Annotated in this window: 18 protein-coding genes and 1 other RNA gene; 6 read left to right on the forward strand and 13 right to left on the reverse strand. The window is 57.3% G+C overall.

Annotated elements, in window-relative coordinates; translation table 11 throughout:
* Nucleotide 1: 1 nt before the first annotated feature.
* From C2E25_RS05800 to C2E25_RS05810, 3 genes are read right to left on the reverse strand one after another with little or no spacing between them, the layout of a single operon-like run.
* Nucleotides 2-1,633, reverse strand: coding sequence for a peptide-binding protein (locus C2E25_RS05800; protein WP_103114833.1), 1,632 nt, complete (start codon nucleotides 1,631-1,633; stop codon nucleotides 2-4).
* 4 nt (nucleotides 1,634-1,637) lie between these two features.
* Complete coding sequence (locus tag C2E25_RS05805) at nucleotides 1,638-2,417, reverse strand: LolA family protein (protein ID WP_103114834.1); 780 nt, start codon at nucleotides 2,415-2,417, stop codon at nucleotides 1,638-1,640.
* The gene (locus C2E25_RS05810; protein ID WP_103114835.1) at nucleotides 2,414-4,126 is read right to left on the reverse strand and encodes a tetratricopeptide repeat protein; all 1,713 of its coding nucleotides are present in this window, start codon (nucleotides 4,124-4,126) and stop codon (nucleotides 2,414-2,416) included. Before C2E25_RS05810 ends, C2E25_RS05805 begins: the two co-directional genes overlap by 4 nt.
* Nucleotides 4,127-4,484: 358 nt before the next feature.
* On the opposite strand from C2E25_RS05810, the gene C2E25_RS05815 reads away from it, so the two are divergent.
* From C2E25_RS05815 to C2E25_RS05830, 5 genes are all read left to right on the forward strand, one after another.
* Nucleotides 4,485-4,727, forward strand: coding sequence for a hypothetical protein (locus C2E25_RS05815; RefSeq protein WP_103114836.1), 243 nt, complete (start codon nucleotides 4,485-4,487; stop codon nucleotides 4,725-4,727).
* Nucleotides 4,724-7,954 (forward strand): SpoIIE family protein phosphatase, encoded by a 3,231-nt coding sequence (locus C2E25_RS05820; protein ID WP_103114837.1) that lies wholly within the window; start codon nucleotides 4,724-4,726, stop codon nucleotides 7,952-7,954. The genes C2E25_RS05815 and C2E25_RS05820 overlap by 4 nt, the downstream gene beginning before the upstream one ends.
* 80 nt (nucleotides 7,955-8,034) lie before the next feature.
* Nucleotides 8,035-8,187, forward strand: coding sequence for a hypothetical protein (locus C2E25_RS17470; RefSeq protein WP_158247153.1), 153 nt, complete (start codon nucleotides 8,035-8,037; stop codon nucleotides 8,185-8,187).
* 60 nt (nucleotides 8,188-8,247) lie between these two features.
* On the forward strand, nucleotides 8,248-8,586 hold the full coding sequence (locus C2E25_RS05825; protein WP_085009806.1) for an STAS domain-containing protein: 339 nt from the start codon (nucleotides 8,248-8,250) through the stop codon (nucleotides 8,584-8,586).
* Between the two features lie 54 nt (nucleotides 8,587-8,640).
* The gene (locus tag C2E25_RS05830; RefSeq protein ID WP_085009805.1) at nucleotides 8,641-9,063 is read left to right on the forward strand and encodes an ATP-binding protein; all 423 of its coding nucleotides are present in this window, start codon (nucleotides 8,641-8,643) and stop codon (nucleotides 9,061-9,063) included.
* On the opposite strand, the gene C2E25_RS05835 is transcribed toward C2E25_RS05830, so the two are convergent.
* The 3 genes from C2E25_RS05835 to C2E25_RS05845 all read right to left on the reverse strand — a co-directional run bounded on the left by C2E25_RS05835 (nucleotide 9,047) and on the right by C2E25_RS05845 (nucleotide 11,557).
* The gene (locus C2E25_RS05835) at nucleotides 9,047-9,712 is read right to left on the reverse strand and encodes an HAD family hydrolase (RefSeq protein WP_103114839.1); all 666 of its coding nucleotides are present in this window, start codon (nucleotides 9,710-9,712) and stop codon (nucleotides 9,047-9,049) included. The two genes, C2E25_RS05830 and C2E25_RS05835, sit on opposite strands and share 17 nt — an antisense overlap.
* Nucleotides 9,709-10,488, reverse strand: coding sequence for a prolipoprotein diacylglyceryl transferase (lgt, locus tag C2E25_RS05840; RefSeq protein WP_199177370.1), 780 nt, complete (start codon nucleotides 10,486-10,488; stop codon nucleotides 9,709-9,711). The genes C2E25_RS05835 and lgt overlap by 4 nt, the downstream gene beginning before the upstream one ends.
* Nucleotides 10,489-10,561: 73 nt before the next feature.
* Nucleotides 10,562-11,557, reverse strand: a complete 996-nt coding sequence (locus tag C2E25_RS05845; RefSeq protein WP_233189352.1) for an RluA family pseudouridine synthase — start codon at nucleotides 11,555-11,557, stop codon at nucleotides 10,562-10,564.
* A 117-nt stretch (nucleotides 11,558-11,674) separates the two neighbouring features.
* On the opposite strand from C2E25_RS05845, the gene ssrS reads away from it, so the two are divergent.
* A non-coding RNA gene (gene ssrS / locus C2E25_RS05850) (6S RNA) lies at nucleotides 11,675-11,853 on the forward strand.
* Nucleotides 11,854-11,918: 65 nt separating this feature from the next.
* Here the strand turns inward: ssrS and C2E25_RS05855 are convergent.
* The 7 genes from C2E25_RS05855 to C2E25_RS05885 all read right to left on the reverse strand — a co-directional run bounded on the left by C2E25_RS05855 (nucleotide 11,919) and on the right by C2E25_RS05885 (nucleotide 18,925).
* Complete coding sequence (locus C2E25_RS05855; protein ID WP_103114841.1) at nucleotides 11,919-12,206, reverse strand: integration host factor subunit beta; 288 nt, start codon at nucleotides 12,204-12,206, stop codon at nucleotides 11,919-11,921.
* A 9-nt stretch (nucleotides 12,207-12,215) separates the two neighbouring features.
* Nucleotides 12,216-13,106, reverse strand: a complete 891-nt coding sequence (sppA, locus tag C2E25_RS05860) for a signal peptide peptidase SppA (RefSeq protein WP_103114842.1) — start codon at nucleotides 13,104-13,106, stop codon at nucleotides 12,216-12,218.
* Between the two features lie 191 nt (nucleotides 13,107-13,297).
* A complete protein-coding gene (locus C2E25_RS05865; protein ID WP_103114843.1) occupies nucleotides 13,298-15,040 on the reverse strand; it encodes a 30S ribosomal protein S1 in 1,743 nt (580 codons plus the stop codon).
* A 151-nt stretch (nucleotides 15,041-15,191) separates the two neighbouring features.
* Nucleotides 15,192-16,034: a 4-hydroxy-3-methylbut-2-enyl diphosphate reductase gene (ispH, locus tag C2E25_RS05870; RefSeq protein WP_103114869.1), complete on the reverse strand. Its 843-nt coding sequence runs from the start codon at nucleotides 16,032-16,034 to the stop codon at nucleotides 15,192-15,194.
* A 4-nt stretch (nucleotides 16,035-16,038) separates the two neighbouring features.
* On the reverse strand, nucleotides 16,039-16,758 hold the full coding sequence (gene cmk, locus C2E25_RS05875; protein WP_103114844.1) for a (d)CMP kinase: 720 nt from the start codon (nucleotides 16,756-16,758) through the stop codon (nucleotides 16,039-16,041).
* Nucleotides 16,751-18,028, reverse strand: coding sequence for a 3-phosphoshikimate 1-carboxyvinyltransferase (gene aroA / locus C2E25_RS05880; RefSeq protein ID WP_233189356.1), 1,278 nt, complete (start codon nucleotides 18,026-18,028; stop codon nucleotides 16,751-16,753). Before aroA ends, cmk begins: the two co-directional genes overlap by 8 nt.
* Nucleotides 18,029-18,058: 30 nt before the next feature.
* Nucleotides 18,059-18,925: a prephenate dehydrogenase gene (locus tag C2E25_RS05885; RefSeq protein WP_103114846.1), complete on the reverse strand. Its 867-nt coding sequence runs from the start codon at nucleotides 18,923-18,925 to the stop codon at nucleotides 18,059-18,061.
* Nucleotides 18,926-18,929 lie beyond the last annotated feature (4 nt).

The following is an 18,929-nucleotide window of genomic DNA, read 5'->3' on the forward strand; positions in this document are numbered from 1 at the left end:
GTCAGCGGGCATATTTCTGCTCCTCTTCAGGAACATACCAACGAATGAAATTGTGGGTGATACCGGCCGGCGCGGGCTCGATTCCGTGCAGTCGGCGCGCCACCACCGGCAACGACTCGGCCACGTAAAGAAAAGTGTAGGGCTGCTCTTCGGCAAGGATTTCCTGGAAGCGGTCGTAGATCTTTTTCCGTTTTTCCTGGTCAAAGGTGCGTCTCCCCTCCTCCAGCAACCGATCCACTTCGGCGTTCCTGAAGTGAATGAAGTTCAACTCCCGGGTGCCGGTCTTGCTGGAATGCCAGATATTGTACTGGTCGGGTTCCGGACCTCCGGCCCAGCCGAGGATACAGGCGTCGAAATTGCCGGCATGGATGAAATCCTTCAGAAAGGCAGCCCATTCGATCACCCGCAGCTTGACCGAGACACCGACCTCCCGGAAACGCTGCTGCATGATCTCACCCGTCTTGATGCGCAGATCGTTACCCTGATTGGTGATAATGGTAAACTGCAGCGGCCGGCCGTCCTTGTCGAGAATGCCGTCACCGTCACTGTCATGCCATCCCGCCTCGGCCAGCAACGCCCGCGCTTTATCAGGATCATAGGGGTAGCGTTTTACATTGGGATTGTAGACCCAGGTATCCGGTTTATAGGGGCCGGTCGCGGCCTGACCAAGTCCCAGCAGGACCCCTTCGATAATTTCCTGTTTATTGATGGCGTAAGAAAGCGCCTGGCGCACCCGGCGATCCTTGAACAGCGGTCTTTCAAGATTATAGCCAAGATAGGTATAGCTGAAAGCGAGATAGCGATATTTGTTGAAACGACGCTCGAAGGCGAGAGTGTCTGTCTGGGTCTGGTACTGGATGGGAGACAGATCCATGTAATCGAGGTCCCCGTTGCGCAGCAGCAGAAACTGGGTGGTCTGATCCGGGATGACCCGATAGACAACGCGCTTCAGGAAGGGACGACCTTCGAAATAATCGGGATTGGCCTCCACCACGACCTTCTCCCCCGATTGCCACTCGGTGAAAACAAAGGGGCCGGTTCCAATCGGATGCCGCGAAAGGGGACTCTTGGTGATCGGCACCCCATCAAGCAGATGCTTCGGCAGAATCCTCATTGCCCAGCTGCCGAGCGCCGGAGCATAAGGCTTGTCGTAGGTGACCCGGAACGTGTAATCGTCGGGAGCCTCGGCATGTTTGACCTGTTTGTAGGATTCCGCGTAAGCGGTCGGCGTGTCGGGATCAATGTAAAGCCGGTAGGTGAACATCACGTCGGCAGAGGTGAACGGGGCCCCGTCGTGCCACTTCACCCCCTTGCGCAAATGAAACGTGATGGTCAGGTTGTCGGGCGAGATATCCCAGGATTCAGCCAGTTCGCCTTCGAGCTTCAGATTCTTGTCGTAGCGCACCAGGCCGTTGTAAACCAGGCCGTTGATTTCCGATGAGGCACTGTCGGTCGCCAGAATCGGCAACAGGTTGCTGGGCTCGCCGATCGACGCCTCGATGAAGGTGTCGCCATAGGCCGGCTTGGCATCCGCGTCCGACTCGGGAACAAAACCTTCGTCAGGCTGACAGCCGGAAAGCAATAACACCATCATCAGCAACACCAGCAATACAGATACTGATTTACGGATCATAAAATCAGTCTCCAGGCAACGCGATCAGCTTCGCTCCGGCCGGGCGGACAAGGACGAAACGCCGCGGATCAAGCTGCGGGTTGATTTCAAGCTGCCGGAACTGGACCTCCAGCAGAATATCACGCTGCGGCAAACGCAGGGAGATGCGACGCGGGAAATTCTGCTCGGATGAAAAATCTCCATAGCCTATATCGAGCCAGACAGCACCGCCGCGCGACAGGCGGCAACGAACCAGCCGCAGTTGATTGTCGAATTGCAGCTCCTGCCGGCGGTCTCCGTCCCCTGACAGAAACAGGAGCGGTCCCGCGGCATCAGCCTGCAACCGTTCAACATTCACCAACAGAGGAACCTGATAAAGAAGCAGATGCACCAGGTCTTCCAGGCGTAACGGCAGATGGGTGAAACGCTGCAGGTTGCGACCGCTGGCCACACCCTGGTAAAAACGGTTCTGCCCCGGCACCAGCACCTGCAACTGGCGTCCGTCACTGCTCAACAGCAGCATCGGCGTGCCGAAAAGACTCAGGGTTTCAGCCCGCATCCGGTTCGGCTTGCTGACCAGCAGAACCTGGGTTGCTCCGAAATTTCGCTGCGGACTTTCAACCCGCACCCTGGCCAGCCCCCGCAGGCTCTGCAGCCTGCGGGCACTGCTTTCGAGGTGTTGCAGCAATTCCCGGGCGCCGACATCAACAACAGGCGGAGCCGTCGGTCGGGGAACCGCACAGGCCTGCAACAAAATCGGAACAAGACAGATCAGGACCAGGCGCACTCTGCCGGCCGAACTCATTGCGGCCTCACCTGCTGCAATTTCTCTCTCAGACCCGGCGTTTCCGGCGCTGCCTTGAGCGCGCGGGAATAAATATCGGCAGCTTTTCCTTTCAACCCGAGAGCGCGGTACACGTCCCCCAGATGCTCAAGAACAACCGGATCTGCGGCAAGTCCCTGCACCGCCTCCTCAAGACTCTGCCGGGCCTCCTGCAATCGTCCGAGACGGTAATAGATCCAGCCCAGGGTATCCAGGATATGAGGTGCCCGCTTGAGTTGCAACGCCTTCTGCACCAGGCGGAGAGCCTGCGGCAGGTTGCGATTTTCTTCAGCGAAACCGTAAGCAACGAAATTCATCGCCTCGACATGATCAGGGTCGACGGTGATAAGCTGCTGCATGGTCAGCATCGCCGCAGCGCGGTCTCCGCTTTGTTCTTCGAGTACACCACGATGATAGAGCAGATCAACGTCATCCGGAAATTTTTTCAGCCCCTCGTTGACAACCCTGAGCGCAGCGTCCCTGTCTCCGGCATCATTCTGGAGGGAGGCGAGATAATCGTAGAATTCAGCCCGCGCGCCACCGCGGTCGATCAGTTCCCTGAGCAGCTTGATAGCCTGTTCATTATGACCCAGCTGATGATTCAGGTAACTGCGGTGATACAGAGCATCTCCGAAAAGGTTCGAATCATCGGGCACCGAGTTGAAAGCCTCAAGAGCATCGGGCCATTCTTCCTGCTGCTCAAGCGCGGTGCCGAGATAGTAATGAATCTGCGGCAGATCGGAGCGACGGTTGAGAATATAACGGAAGCTTTTCGCCGCCAGATCCCAGTTCTTCTGTTCAAGATAGATCAGTCCGGCCTTTCTCCAGGCTTCGAGATCATCCGGCTGGGCGACCTGTTGCCGGCGGAGAAATTCAAGAGCTTCGTTGAAGCGTTGCTGTTTAACCAGGAGCCGGGCCAGCCGGTGATAAAGCGGCCCCTTGCGGTTGACCTGTCCCAGACCTGTCCGGTAGAGATCTTCGGCCCGTCCGTCATCCCGTTGCTTCTCCAGCAAATCACCATATTCGAGATAAACAACCAACAGGTGTGGGGCGATACGCAGGATATCCCGGTAATAATCACCGGCACGACTGCCGAGTTCCAACTGCCGATAGGCGCGAGCCAGATTGAGACGCGCCGGAATGGAATCGGGCGCGACCTTGAGCATCTGCTCGAAGGTATCAATAGCCCGCTGCAGTTCACCGTTGCCGATATAGGCAAGCCCTAGATGGAGATAGGACGGTTCCCGCTCGGGGGCGAGACGAACCGCTTCAGAAAGCGGCTTGATGGCCTGTTCAAACTGCCGTTGGGAATAATAGATGCCGCCGAGCAGCAGATAGGCATCAACCAGGGAAGCATCCTTGACAAGAGCACTCTCAAGCGCCTGAATCGCTCCCTTGACATTCCTCTGTTCCAGGCGCAAGCGCGCCAGGGAAACCGACAGATAAGCATCATCGGGATCAAATTCCATCGCCTTGTCCAGAGAGGCTTCGGCCTGTTCCAGGGCGCCCTCATCGCCGAGCAGGCGACTCTGGGCAAAGTAATAATAGGACCAGGCTTCGGGATGGTGCAGGCGGGCTGCAAAGGGGACCGGCGCCGGGTCTTCAGGACTTTGACTGTCGATTCCGGGGGTGCATCCGGCCAGCAGGCAGAGAGAGGTGAACAGGCCGAGGAGCAGAAGTTGTCTGAGCATAACAGCAAGGGGTCCGGAAAGTGGGGGATGACAAGATTCGGGTGGCCAACTACAGTCACTCCGGAACACGCCTGAATCTAGCACGACAGATCGCTTTCGGTCAATTTATCAGGGTCCCGGAAAATCCCCTTTACAGGGACAGGAACTATGTTAACGTTTGAACAATATCAAGAGTTTATGTCATGTCTGCCGATTGTCCAGCCGATATCAGCAGATCATGCCGATGAACCGGACAGCAAAACAGAACCGGCCCCGTTGACTTCACCGGCTGTCACCTCGAACTTTTTCGCGACGGCCGGGAAGAATCGGCTATAATTTCTAAATTGTTCAACAATTTCCAACGATCAAGAGACCGGCCATGAAGAAAATGCGGCAACCGTCACAACTGAAAGAAGCCTGGGTGCTCTGTTTCCTGCTCGGCGTGGTCATGCTCAACTACCCGTTTATCCATATCTTCAATAAAGACGCCACCCTGTTCGGTATCCCCATCCTGATTCTCTACCTGATGGTCGGCTGGCCGCTGTCGATCATGGTGATCTTTCTCTTCACCCGGTTGCTCGACCGCAACAGCAGCCAACCGGACAACAGGGACCAACCATGAACTCTTTCGAACTGGTGGCCCTGGTATCACTTCTTTACCTGGCCCTGCTCTTCATGGTTGCCTACTATGCCGACCGCAAGCGGGAGCAGGGACAGAGCATCATCTCCAACGCCAACATCTATTCCCTCTCCCTGGCGGTCTACTGTACCTCCTGGACCTTCTACGGCAGCGTCGGCCGCGCCGCTACCAGCGGACTCGACTTCCTGACCATCTATCTCGGCCCGACCCTGATCGCTTTTTCCTGGTGGTTCCTGTTGCGCCGCATGGTGCGCATCAGCAAAGAACAGAATATCGTCAGTATTGCCGACTTCATCTCCTGCCGTTATGGGAAATCGGCGTTCATGGGCGCCATCGTCACCATTTTCGCCGTGGTCGGCATCATGCCCTATATCGCCCTGCAGCTCAAAGCGGTTTCACAAACCTTCGATATCCTGACCATTCCAGCCTCCCAGCTCAGTCACGGATTCAATCATTTCCTCCCGCGCCTGCCTTCCTACATCGATACCGCCTTTGTCGTGGCTCTCTTTCTCGGCCTGTTCGGCGTCCTGTTCGGCGCCCGTCACCTCGACGCCTCGGAACGTCATGAGGGCCTGGTGGCGGCTATCGCGCTCGAATCATTGATCAAGATTGTCGCCTTTCTGGCTGTGGGAATTTTCATCACCTATGGCGCTTTTGATGGTTTTACCGATATCTTCACCCGTTTCGCCGAAAAGTTTCCTGATCGCCACCAACTGCTGCTGATCGACACCGAACAGATCCCCTACGTCAAATGGTTCAGCCTGACCTTCATTTCAATGATGGCCTTCATGTTCCTGCCGCGCCAATTTCACATCATGGTGATCGAAAACTCGGATGAAGAACACATCAAGAAGGCCATGTGGCGTTTCCCGGCCTATATTTTCGCTATCAACCTGTTCGTTATTCCCATCGCCCTCGGCGGCCTGCTGCTCAATAACGGGGACGTGACCAATGCCGACTACTTCGTCATCAACCTGCCGCTGCAGACCGGTCACCACTGGCTCGGCATGCTCGCCTACCTTGGCGGCTTTTCAGCGGCGGCCGGAATGGTCATGGTCTCCTCGGTGGCATTAGCGACCATGATCCTCAATCACCTGATCATGCCGCTGATCCTGAAATTCCAGATCGAAACCCGTGATTTCTCGGTGATGCTGATCAACATCAAGCGTTTCGCCATCCTCGCGGTGATCTTTCTCGGCTATCTCTACTACCGGATCATCGGCGAGTCCTACGCGCTGGTGAACATCGGTCTGATTTCCTTTATCGCCTCCACCCAGTTCGCCCCGGCCCTGATCGGCGGTCTTTACTGGAAACGGGCAACACGACGCGGCGCCGCTCTCGGACTGATCCTCGGCTTCCTGGTCTGGTTCTACACCCTGCTGATCCCTTCCTTCGTCCGGTCCGGCTGGCTGCACAGCGACATTCTCGAGAACGGGCTGCTTGGACTGAAATTTCTTCGCCCCCTGGAACTGTTCGGCCTGTCCGGGTTCGATATCTGGTCCCATTCCCTCTTCTGGACCATGTTCTTCAATGTCGGCGCTTTCCTGACCCTCTCACTCTTTTCGCAACCGACTGAAAGCGAGGAAGAACAGATCGGCAAATTCGTTGATGTCTTCGACAAACGCCTGGAACCCCAGGAACGGCAACGGATCAGCAAGGCACCGACCGTAGTCGAATTCATTGACCTGATGACCAAGTTCATCGGTGAGAAACAGGCGCATACGGCCATTTCAGAATATCTCGGCAATCGTGAAATCGATCTGCGAGGCAGCCTTTCGGAATTTGAGCTGCCGGGGTTGAAACATTTCACCGAGCGCACCCTGGCCGGTTCCGTCGGAGCCGCCCCGGCGCGCATCATCGTTGAAAACTACCTGGCAACCCGCGGCAGCGAGATGGAAGATGTTTTTGACATCTTCGGCTCGGTGACCATCAGCCGAACGGCCAGTCGCGAACAGTTATCCATCCTCTATGAATCGGCCCGGGTGGTCGCCAGCGGCGCGCCACTGAAGAAAATCCTCGATGAAATCCTCGACCTGCTCGGCGACCAGTTCAAATTCGACCTCTGCGTCATCCGGATCATTGACCATGAGAGCATGACCCTGACGGTGCGCAGTCAAAGGGGAATGAGTTCGGAACACCTCGGCCAGTCAGAACGGGAACTGACCATGGAGACCTGCATCGGCCAGACTTTCCTGACCAATTCCCCGGTGGTGGTCAACGACAGTGACTTCATGGATAAACAGGCAACGGCAGAGATCATCCACCGGGAGGGGATCAAGGCCTTCGCCCACGCGCCGATCACCATCGAAGGAGAACCGATCGGAGTACTGTCGGCCTTCAGCAAACAGGTCAAAGGCATTTTCACCGATGAATTCGTCGAGCTTTTCACCAGCCTTGCCGGCCAGGTCGGTGTTGCCTGGCGCAACAACCAGCAGACCGAGCGCCTGATCGAAGCCCATGAACAACAGAAAGAGATGGAAATTGCCAAAACCATTCAGCTCGGCCTGCTGCCCTCCACCGTCCCGCAGCTGCCGGGAATTGTCCTGGCCGGCATCTGCGTTCCGGCCAAGGAAGTTGGTGGCGATTATTACGATTACCTGGTGCGCGACGATGGGTCCCTTGACCTGGTGATTGCCGATGTTTCCGGGCACAATATCGGCTCAGCCCTGTTGATGGCCGAAACCCGGACTTTCATACGGGCTCAATCCGTCAGCCTGGCAAGCACCGACCTGGTTCTGGAAGCGTTGAACGAATTTTTCTACGAGGACCTGGGGCAGGCGGAACTCTTTATCACCATGGTGTTCCTCAAGTACCAGCCGCGAACCCGCCTGCTCGAATATTCCAGCGCCGGCCACAACCCACCGATCGTCTACCGGGCCGCCAGCGGCGAGATCGAACGGCTTGACGCCGAAGGACTGATCCTCGGCGTGATCCATGAAGTTCGTTTTGAACGCAAACGCCTGGAACTTCAGCCGGGCGACCTGCTGCTGCTGTACACCGACGGGATTACCGAGGCAGAAAACAGCCATGGGGATTTTTTCGGTGACGAACGCCTCTGCGCCATCATTCCCGAACTTGTAGACCTGGAACCGCAGCAGATCATCGATCAGCTCCTGGAACAGGTCAGGCTCTTCACCGGGGTGCATAATTTCCGCGACGATATTTCCCTGGTGGTGATGAAGGTCGAAGAAGACACGGGTACCGACTGACGACATACAGCTGAAACAGCCCTTGCCCGCTGAAGCAAAGCATAAATGAAAGCTTTGTGGTATGCTAGGTGGAGTGTGAAATGCGTGAGATAACCATTGAACAATACTACCTGAATCAGTGGGTTCCTGTTGGATGGAGAGTACAAGTGCCCGGCCTGAATGAGATTTCCAAAAATCTGAAGCACACCCAGAGGTTCGCTGGTGATTTTGGGGAAGCTCAGACAGATCAATGACTTGTACTCTCCGCCGACAAGGGACGCACAGAATTCGGATACCAAGCAAGGAGAGATGCAATGATCGTTCAGATTGAAGAAAAAGACAATGTTGTGCTGATCCAGGTCAAGGAAGAACGCCTCGATGCCCACAACAGCGGTGAGTTGAAGAACCAGATGCTCAACCTCTTCGAGGAAGGCAAAAACAACCTGGTGGTCAACCTGGTCGACGTCCGTTTTGTTGATTCCTCAGGGCTTGGATCGCTGGTTTCCGGCTTCAAGAACGCCAGCGCCCGCAACGGCAGCCTCAAACTCTGCGGACTGCAACCCCAGGTCAAGTCGATGTTCGAGCTGACCCGGCTTCACCGGGTGTTCGAAATTTTCCCTGACAGTGAAGAAGCACTGGCCAGTTTTGAATAGACCATTGACGGGCGGATCGACCGCAAAAACCGCTCCGCCCTTTTCCAGGCAATCATGACTGACAAGCTCGAAGTCGACATCAAGGTTCCCAACCAGACCCGCTACCTGGGGCTGATCGGCAAGATCGGCGAGGATATCGCCCGTACCCTGAAACGCTTCAAGGGGGACCGGGAGGAGCTTGCCTATCATATCAACCTGGTTCTGACCGAGGCGATCAGCAATGCCATCCGTCATGCCAACGACGATGATCCCGACAAGGAAATCCACATCTCCATCTACATCAAAGATCAGAAACTGCACATCAGAGTCTACGATCAGGGAGAAGGGTTCGACATCACCAGACTGCCGAGCCCGGAGCTTAAATACCTGGACGAGCACGGACGAGGGGTCTATATCATCCGCTCACTGATGGACGAAGTCACCTACAAACGATTGAAGGACGGTCACGTACTGGAAATGATCAAATCCCTGCACTGACCCCCGACAAAGAACGACATGCCACTCCCGGCCCGGAGACGATCTCAATCAATCGGCTGAGACGGTCGATGTTCCAGTCCCCTTCGGCCGGATTGCGGTAAGCGACGAAACGAACTCCGGCGTCGACAGCCGCCTGCTGATCAAGCGCCGAATCCCCGACAAACAACAGCCGTCGTGGCGGTGTCGCGAGCCGGTCGGCGGCCAGATGCAGCATGTCCGGAGCCGGCTTGGGCCGAGCGACATCCCGACTGGTCACAACCACCTGAAAATATTCCTCCAGACCGAAATGGCGCAGGATTTCGGGCATGCTGTTCCCCCGGTTGGTCGCAATGGCCAGCGGCAGCCTTGCCGCCAGCAGGCGCACTGTTTCGACCATGTCCGGTTCCGGATGCATCAAATGCAGGAACTGCCGATAATCAACCCGTGAAGCCAGGGAAAGGGCCTCTTCCACCCGGTCCTCCCCCAGCAACTGCCGGAAAACTTCGGGACTCGCGGCTGTATGACAAAGACGGGCACGCTCTTCCTGGTCAGGCAGCACCGGGGCCGCGCCCAGCTGCCGCAATACGAGATTGTAATAGGCCAGGTTGGCGTCATGACTGGAAAAAAGCACCCCGTCACAATCGAAGATGACCCCGTCAACCGCACTCATGCATTGTTCCTTCGCAGCACCATGACCAGTCCGACCAGCCCGAAGACAATCATCGGCAACGACAACAGCTGGCCCATGGTGGCGCCTCCCCAGAGAAACCCGAGCTGTTCATCCGGTTGCCGAAAAAACTCCACCAGAAAACGGAAACAGCCATAGCCGAGAAAAAACGTAAAGAAGGGAACCCCGGCAGGGGCATGTCTCCGGTGCAGCCACCACAGCAGGCAGAAAAGCAGCACCCCTTCAAGCAGAAATTCATAAAGCTGACTCGGATGACGAGGTATCGGACCGGCCTGGGGGAACACCATGCCCCAGGGAACATCGGTCACCCGTCCCCAGAGTTCACCGTTGATAAAATTGCCGAGACGTCCCAAGCCGAGCCCGACGGTGGCGCTGGTGGCCAGGACATCACCGGTCAGCAATATCGGCAACTTGCGTCGACGACAGAACAGCACCGAGGCGCAGATCACGCCCAGCAGCCCACCGTGAAAACTCATCCCCCCCTGCCAGACAGCAAAGACCTGCAAAGGGTGGTGCAGGAAATAGGGGGCGTTGTAGAAAAGCACATAGCCGAAACGACCGCCCAAAATCACTCCGATCACAGCATAAAAGAGCAGGTCCGAAACGGCATCGGCATCCAGGTCGAGGTGGCGACGCCGTGCCAGGGTGCGAATCAGGACGTAGGATGCCAGAAAACCAAGCAGGTACATCAATCCGTACCAACGCACCGCCAGCGGGCCGATGTGAACCAGAACGGGATCGATTTCAGGATAACGCAGCATGTCGACTCCGAAAAAGGTGGGAGAAAAGGTGAAAGCTATACTAGCGATTCACGAAGCCGCGCGCAACGACTCAATCGGATTCAGGTACAATATTGCGCAGCATCGCGGCTGGAAAACCACAGGCTTCAAGCAGGGGCAACCAGTCGCGAGGAAGAGACGCCTTCAGGTCGATAGCCTGCCCCGTCACGGGGTGCGCCAGACTCAGCTTCCAGGAGTGCAGCAACTGCCCGGGGATGTCGAGACCATGGAGACGACCAACACCGTCATAGCGGATGTCTCCGCACAGAGGATGGCCCGCTTCGGAAAAATGGGCCCGGATCTGATGCATGCGACCGGTAACCAGTTCCACCTCCACCAGGGAAACCCCATCGGCAGCCCGGACCAGGCGATAGCGGGTCAGGGCCGGCTTGCCGCCGCGCGCAACCGATCGCACCCTGTTGATGGCTCTGATTTTAGCGAGGTTGGATTTGAATTCACCCTGTTCATTTTCAAGCATCCCGCAAACCAGGGCGAGGTAGGTTTTGCGGATTTCGTGCTGCCGAAACTGCTCGCTGAGGGAGCGGTGAGCCCGGGGATGAATCGAAAAAGCGATGACTCCGGAAGTATCACGGTCAAGACGCTGTACCATGCCGATCTCGGGTCGGCGTCCGGCCCCCTTGCCGCGACCGAGATAATCAAGAATGCCCTGGTAGAGAGTTCCCTGAAACCGGGACGGAGTCGGTTGGGTATCAAGACCTGCCGGTTTGTTGAGAACCAGGAGGTTTTCATCTTCGAACAGAACCTGTTGCGCGTCAATCAGGTGCTTTTCAAGCGGCAGACCGTCAAGGAAAACCTCAACCCGCTGCCCGGTCCGGACAGATCTTGAACACTGGCTGATCCTGCGACCATCGACATGGATGGAACCGGTGGACAGCGCCTTTTTCCAGAAGCCGCGACTGAATTGCGGAAAGACCGCCGACAGGTACTGGTCTATCCGCAGGCTATCTTCCGCAACGGCAACAAAACGCTTGAAATGCTGCCGTTGCCGCTCGCCCGGGACATCACTCTCTGAAAAATTTATGGCCACGAAAACTCCAGATGATCATCGTTTCTGGATGCCGACATTCTTTTTCCTGAATCAGGTTTTTCGCCAACAGGCTTTGACAACAATCAACCCTGTGATAGATTAGGTACACATGACCAGCATATTCTGGGGTGTACGACACGCTGTCTGAGGCCATGACCAACGAACAGTTCGGCAATCGCTTCGTCGATTCGTGGTGAGCAAACCCATGACAACGATGGGCAGCCTGAAGCGAATCGCGAGCCCGGCCAGTCAGTACAGGCTCATAGCCTGGGCGCGATCGGCATCCCGGAAAACAACAGAGGCCCCGTGGTCTGACCACGGAGCCTCTGCTATGTTTGACGGCGAAACGGCATCCGCTATATCAGACCGTGCCGTTATTAACCCGGGCGCGAAGTTCCTTGCCTGTTTTGAAAAACGGCGTCTTCTTGGCGGGAATTGAAACCACCTCGCCACTTTTCGGATTGCGTGCTTCGCGGGCTTCACGCTCGCGCACGGTAAATGACCCGAAGCCGCGAATCTCCACCCGATCTCCGTTCACCAGGGCATTGCCGATGCTGTCGAAAATTGTATTGACGACCACTTCGGCTTCCTTCTTGTTCAGCTCCCCGGCATTATAAGACAACCTTTCAATCAATTCACTCTTGGTCATGAAAACCTCCTATTCAATTCCAGTCCAAAGAAACTGCAGGCCGGACAGGCTGGAACGCGACAAGACCCGCCGCACCTGGGACGTACCTTCTTCAAAAAGATAATTCAGAACCCCTGGTTGGACCCGGGGGGGATAGATAACTTGCGGCTTACCTTCAATACCGCCGAGCTTACCGGCAATGGCAATGGCATCCTGAAGATTGCCGAGTTCATCAACCAGGCCGGCCTGAAGAGCCTGGCGGCCGGTGAAAATCCGCCCGTCGGCAAGAGCCTTGACCTTCTTCAGGTCCATTTTCCGACCTTCGGCAACAGCCGTCATAAACTGCTGGTGAACATCGTCGATAAGTGTCTGCAGGACCTGTCGATCCTGCTCCGTCATCGGGCGGGTCGAAGAACCGATATCCTTCAGGCTGCCGCTTTTGACCACCTCACTCTTGAGGCCGATTTTTGCCAGCAGTTCCTCAAAATTGGTGAACTGCATGATCACGCCGATGCTGCCGGTAATGGTCCCGGGATTGGCCAGGATGCGTTGTGCCGGGACAGCCACGTAATAACCGCCGGAAGCCGCCACGGACCCCATGGAGACAACAACCGGTTTAACCTTGGCCGCTTTTTTTATTTCTTCGTAGACCTCCTGGGCAGGACCGACAGCACCTCCCGGAGAATTGATTCGGAGCACGATGGCCTTGACCGAGTCGTCGTCGCGGAAATCAACAATGGTCTCCATCAACTCACGGGAAGAGTCAATGACACCCTGCAGTTCGACCACTGCCACTTTTTTCCCAACCGGGAAGACCGTCGGCCGACCGAGGAAACTGGCGATGACCAGCACCGAGATGAAAAAGAAAACAAAAACACAGCCGACCAGGAGAAGGGCCATTAAAAACGGATGTTTTTTCATACCGCCTCCCGGAAGAAATGGTTTGTTATGATCATGACGCGCATTGCGCTTTCGGAATCAAAGGCCCCTGAATCGGAACCCGGCGTACCGGCCGGACATCGGCGAGGAACGCCAAATTCACCATGCGAAAACATGATGGAGAAAGGGCTGTCCGTCCCCCCGGTGAAACCAGCGGGGGGACGGACAGGGAATCAGTCTTCCTGATCCTTGTTCGTGGATTTAAACGCGCCCTGCAGCAGGTCACCGAGATTGGAGGTCGCATTCTTCTGCGCACCGAGGAACTCGTTGACCTCGGCTTTTTCCTTCTGCTCGTCAAGCTGCTTGATCGACAGGGCGATTTTACGATCCACCGTGTCAACATTGAGGACACATGTTTCGATCTCGTCACCAACCTTGGCAAAGTCCTTCGGCGAATCAATCTTCTCGTGACTGATTTCGGAAACATGGATCAGGCCTTCGATCCCTTCCTCGACCTCGAGGAAGATGCCGAAATCGGTCACCGAGGTCACCTTGCCCCTGATGATGGTTCCCGGGGCATAACGCTGCGGGATTTCACTCCAGGGATCAACATTAAGTTGCTTCAGCCCAAGGGAGAACCGCTCGTTCTCGCGATCGATATTGAGCACCACAGCCTTGACGATATCCCCTTTCTTGAACATTTCCGAAGGGTGCTTGACCCGCTTGGTCCAGGAAAGGTCGGAGATATGCACCAGGCCGTCAATACCTTCATCGACGCCGACGAAAATACCGAAATCGGTGATATTCTTGACCTGACCCTCGATAATGGTGCCGATCGGGAACTTCTCGCCGATGACTTCCCAGGGATTCGGTTCAATCTGTTTCAAGCCGAGGGAAATCCGCCGGTTCTCGGTGTCGACCGCCAGGACCACCGACTCGACCTCGTCGCCGACGCTGAGAATCTTGTTCGGGTGCTTGACCCGCTTGGTCCAGCTCATCTCGGAAACATGGATCAGACCCTCAACACCATCTTCGAGTTCGACGAATGAACCGTAATCGGTCAGGCTGACCACCTTGCCCTTGACCTTGGCGCCGATTTCGTACTTTTCGGCCACGGTCAGCCAGGGATCGGGAGCGATCTGCTTCAGACCGAGAGAAACACGTTCTTTCTCCTGGTCATACTTGAGAATCTTGACATTGATGGTGTCGCCCACCCCGAGAATGTCGGAAGGGTGCGCCACCCGCCCCCAAGACATGTCGGTGATGTGCAGCAGACCGTCGATACCGCCGAGATCAATGAAGGCACCGTAATCGGTGAGGTTCTTGACCACACCTTCCATCACCTTGCCCTCTTCCAGCACCTTGAGGGTTTCAGTACGCTGGCTGGCACGCTCTTCCTCCAGCAGCACCCGGCGCGACAGCACGATATTGCCGCGACGCTTGTTCAGCTTGATGATCTTGAACTGGAACGTCTCGTTGATCAGCTTGTCGAGATTGCGTACCGGCCGCAGGTCAACCTGCGATCCGGGCAGAAACGCGCTGACTCCGATATCGACCGTCAGCCCGCCCTTGATGCGGGACGCGATGCGGCCATCGACAACAGCCCCCTCTTCCAGGGTTGCCCAGACCTTCTGGCGGTCGGCTTTTTCCTTGGAAAGGCTGATCAGTCCGTTCTCGTTCTCGGTGCTTTCGATGAGGACATCGAATGTGTCGCCGACCTTGAGATCAGCGGCCCCATCCTCGCCGGCGAATTCGCCGGCCGGAATAATGCCCTCGGACTTGCCGCCGACATCGACGATGACCGCGTCGGCATTGACCTGGACAACGGTTCCCTCGACAACGTTGCCGCGTCGGATTTCCCGGTCCTTGAGGCTGTTTTCAAAGAGTTCAGCGAAACTCTCCTCTTCCATCCCGTCCAGTTCTTCGTTGTCCAACAGTTCGTCTTCCTGGTTAGTCAGTTCGTTATTCTCCACCATTAACCTACTTACCCCCTAAGGATTTTCTGCCGCCGGGCGGCAGTCCGGCGGTGCCTTGGCACCAGACCGCGAAGCGTGACGTTAGCATAAAGCAAACGAAAAAACAAACTCTTATTTACCCTGAACAGACCGCCTGTGAGCTGATCCAAGGTCAGGTTCCGGCGAGGGTTTCAAGCCGTGCCACAACCTGTTCGATCAGCCAGGACGGCGTCGAAGCCCCGGCGGTCAATCCCACGGTCTCGACCCCCTCCAGCCAGCCGGGTTCAAGGTCGTCAGCAGTCTCGATATGCCTGGTATTATCCTGCAGTTCCCGACAGATCACCGCCAGTCGAGTCGTGTTGGCGCTGTTGCGCCCACCGACCACCAGCATCAGGTCAACCCGGGCGGCAAGGCTCTTGGCCTCCTGCTGGCGAACCGAGGTCGCATCGCAGATGGTGTTGTAGACGCGAACCTCTTTGGCCTTGCGCAGGCAGACACCGACAATGGCGTTGAAATTGTCGAAGGACTGGGTGGTTTGCGCGATCACCCCGATCTTGCTCGAACGGGGCAGCCGTTCGGCCGCTTCAGGGTCGGCGACCACGCTGACCCTGCCCTCCTCACCATAGGAGACAATCCCCTGAACCTCCGGGTGTTCCTCTTCGCCGACCAGCACCAGGTGATAACCATCCGCGCTCAGTTCGGCGGCGAATTCCTGGGCTTTCTTGACGAAGGGACAGGTCGCGTCGACCACCTCAAGCTGCCGCCGGGCGATCTGCTCCATCTCCCCCCGGGTCACGCCGTGGGAACGGATGATAACCGCCCCCTCCCCGGCCGCGGGGACCTCGTCGACCACCCGAACACCCTTCTCTTCCAGCTGGCGCACCAGTTGCGGAGAATGAATGATCGGCCCGAGAGATGAGAGATGATCATGCTCTTCGGTCGCGTCGAAGGCCATCCGGGTGGCGCGTTTGACCCCGAAACAGAAGCCGGCACTCTTGGCAAGAATGATTCTCATGATTTCAATTCTCTCGCAGAGCGCCCAGTCCATGCAACCGGCGCCGCTCCATGACAAGGTCGAACATGCGCCGGAAAACCGCGTCAACATCCAGCCCGGTGGTATCAATCAGCACGGCATCCTCGGCCTGGACCAACGGGGCGATACTGCGGTTCATATCGGCTTGGTCCCGCTCGGCTACTTCCCGTATGGTCTGTTCCAGGTCAACCGCGTGCCCCCTGGCGCGAAGTTCAAGATAACGCCGCCTGCCCCGCTCTTCGGTCGTGGCCTGAAGAAAGATCTTCACCTCGGCGTCGGGAAAGACCACGCTGCCGATATCACGCCCTTCGAGCACCACGCCGCCATCGGCTCCAAGCCGTCGTTGCTGATCAACCAGCGCCTGCCGGACAACGGCCACGGCGGCAACCCGGGCGGTCAGCAGGCTGACCTCGGGTGTGCGGATCAGCTCACTGACATCTTCACCATTGAGAAAAACCCGCAAATCCCCTTCACAACGGCGAAAATCGATCTCAAGAGTCCCACAGAGCGACTCCAGGCCCACGGCGTCGTCCGCCTTGATCCCGTTGCGAAGGGCCGCCAGGGCAACCGAACGGTACATGGCTCCGGTATCGATGTTGAGATACTTGAGACGTTCGGCCAGCCGTCGGCTCAAGGTGCTTTTGCCAACCCCGGAAGGCCCGTCGATGGCAACAATCAACTCCCGTCGATGATTGGACTCAGCCATGACGCACCTTTTCAAGCAGCTCCCAGAAGTCGGGAAAAGAAGTGGCGGTGCAGGCGGTGTTGTCGATCCGGACCTCTCCGGCGGCACGCAGTCCCGCGATCGCCATGCTCATGGCGATACGGTGGTCACCATGAGAATCGACCCGGCCGCCGGACAGCGTCTCCCGACCGTGAATCACCATACCATCTTCCCGCGCCTCAAGATCGGCGCCGAGCTTACCGAGTTCCGTGACCATGGCGGCGATACGGTCGGTCTCCTTGACGCGCAGTTCACGGGCGTCGCGGATCACCGTGACGCCTTCCGCCACGGCCGCGGCGACGCTGATAACCGGAAATTCGTCGATCGCCCGCGGCACCAGGTCACCGCCGATCTCGATCCCGCGCAGATCACTGTGCCGCACCAGCAGATCGGCCACCGGTTCGCCGCTGACCTCGCGGCAATTGAGCGGTTCGATACAACCGCCCATGGCCTGCAGAATGTCAATCACCCCGCTGCGGGTCGGATTGATGCCGACATTGCGGATCAGCAGCTCGCTGCCGGGGGTGATCAGCGCCGCCACCAGAAAGAAGGCCGCCGAGGAGATGTCACCGGGGACAGCGACCTCGCGGCCGGACAGACGCGGCTGCGGCTGGATGGTGACGCCGCCGGCAAAGGTCCGCAGGTCGGCGCCGAAGAAGCTGAGCATCCGCTCGCTGTGATCGCGTGACAGATGCGGTTCGTGAACCGTGGTCGGTCCGTCGGCGTAGAGTCCGGCCAGCAGCAGCGCTGACTTGACCTGGGCGCTGGCGATCGGCGAATGATAGTCGATACCGACCAGACTGCCCCCCCGGATCGCCAGCGGGGCGCGCTCATCACCGTCCCGCCCCTGAATGCGGGCTCCCATCAGGGACAGCGGAGTGGTAACCCGTTTCATCGGCCGCCGCCGCAGGTACTGATCACCGGTCAACACCGAAAAGAAGGCCTGCCCGGACAGCAGGCCGGTCATCAGCCGCATGGTGGTTCCGGAATTGCCGCAATCCAGCACGTCCTCCGGCTCCGTGAGACCATGCAGGCCGTGTCCGTGGATCAACAGCGCCCCGTCAGCCCGCTCCTCAATCCTGATCCCCATCGCCCGGAAGGCGGCGAGAGTGGCATGGTTGTCTTCGCCATGCAGGAAACCGCGAACCAGGGTTTCGCCCTCGGCCAGCGAACCGAGCATGATCGAACGATGGGAAATCGACTTGTCGCCGGGGACGGTTATTTCACCACCGAAACGGCTCACTGAGGTCATAATTCTGTGTTCAACCATAGTTGATCCGATCTACAAGATAGCATCACGTAACAGTTTGGATTTCAAAAAGAAATCATAAAGCTTCTGGCCTTCTCCGGAGCGGATGTCCTCTTTCAGTTCGGCAAGGAAATTTTCATAACGCTCCATCATTTCAAGCAACGCCTCGCGATTGGTCAGGGCGATATCGCGCCACATGGTCGGATCCGAAGAGGCGATACGGGTGAAGTCCCGAAACCCACCGGCGGAATATTCAAGGATATTCTCCTCGAAACGATCATAGGACCCGACGGCATTGACCAGCGTGTAGGCGATCATGTGCGGCAGATGACTGATGGCGGCAAGAATGCGGTCATGCTTTTCCACCTCCATCACCACCACCTCGCTGCCGGCGACCTGCCACATCCGCCGCACCGTCTCCAGGGCCGCCGCGGGAGTGATCGGCGTGGGCGTCAGAATACAGCGTTTGTCCCGATAAAGAGTGGAGAAGGCCGCCGTGGCGCCACTGTTTTCCGTACCGGCAATGGGATGTCCGGGGACAAAGGCGATGCCGGGCGGCAGCAGCGGTTCAATCTGGTGGATGACATCCCCCTTGACGCTGCCGCCGTCGGTCAGGATCGACCCCGGTTTCATGGCCGGCAGCAGCTGTCCGGCCAGGGAACCAAACGTCTGTACCGGCGTGGAGAGAAAAACCAGGTCGGCCCCCTGAACCGCCTCGACCGGATCGAGACAGTAGCGATCGACAATCTCCAGTTCAAGCGCGGTTTCAAGGTTTTCAATACTGCGTCCGGCACCGACAATGTCATCGACAACACCGGCATCACGCAACGCCAGGGCGAGTGACCCGCCGATCAACCCGACCCCGATCACCGTCAGTCTACCGATATGAAAATCCGTCATCTCT

This window comes from Geothermobacter hydrogeniphilus (assembly GCF_002898515.1).
GTDB lineage: Bacteria > Desulfobacterota > Desulfuromonadia > Desulfuromonadales > Geothermobacteraceae > Geothermobacter_A.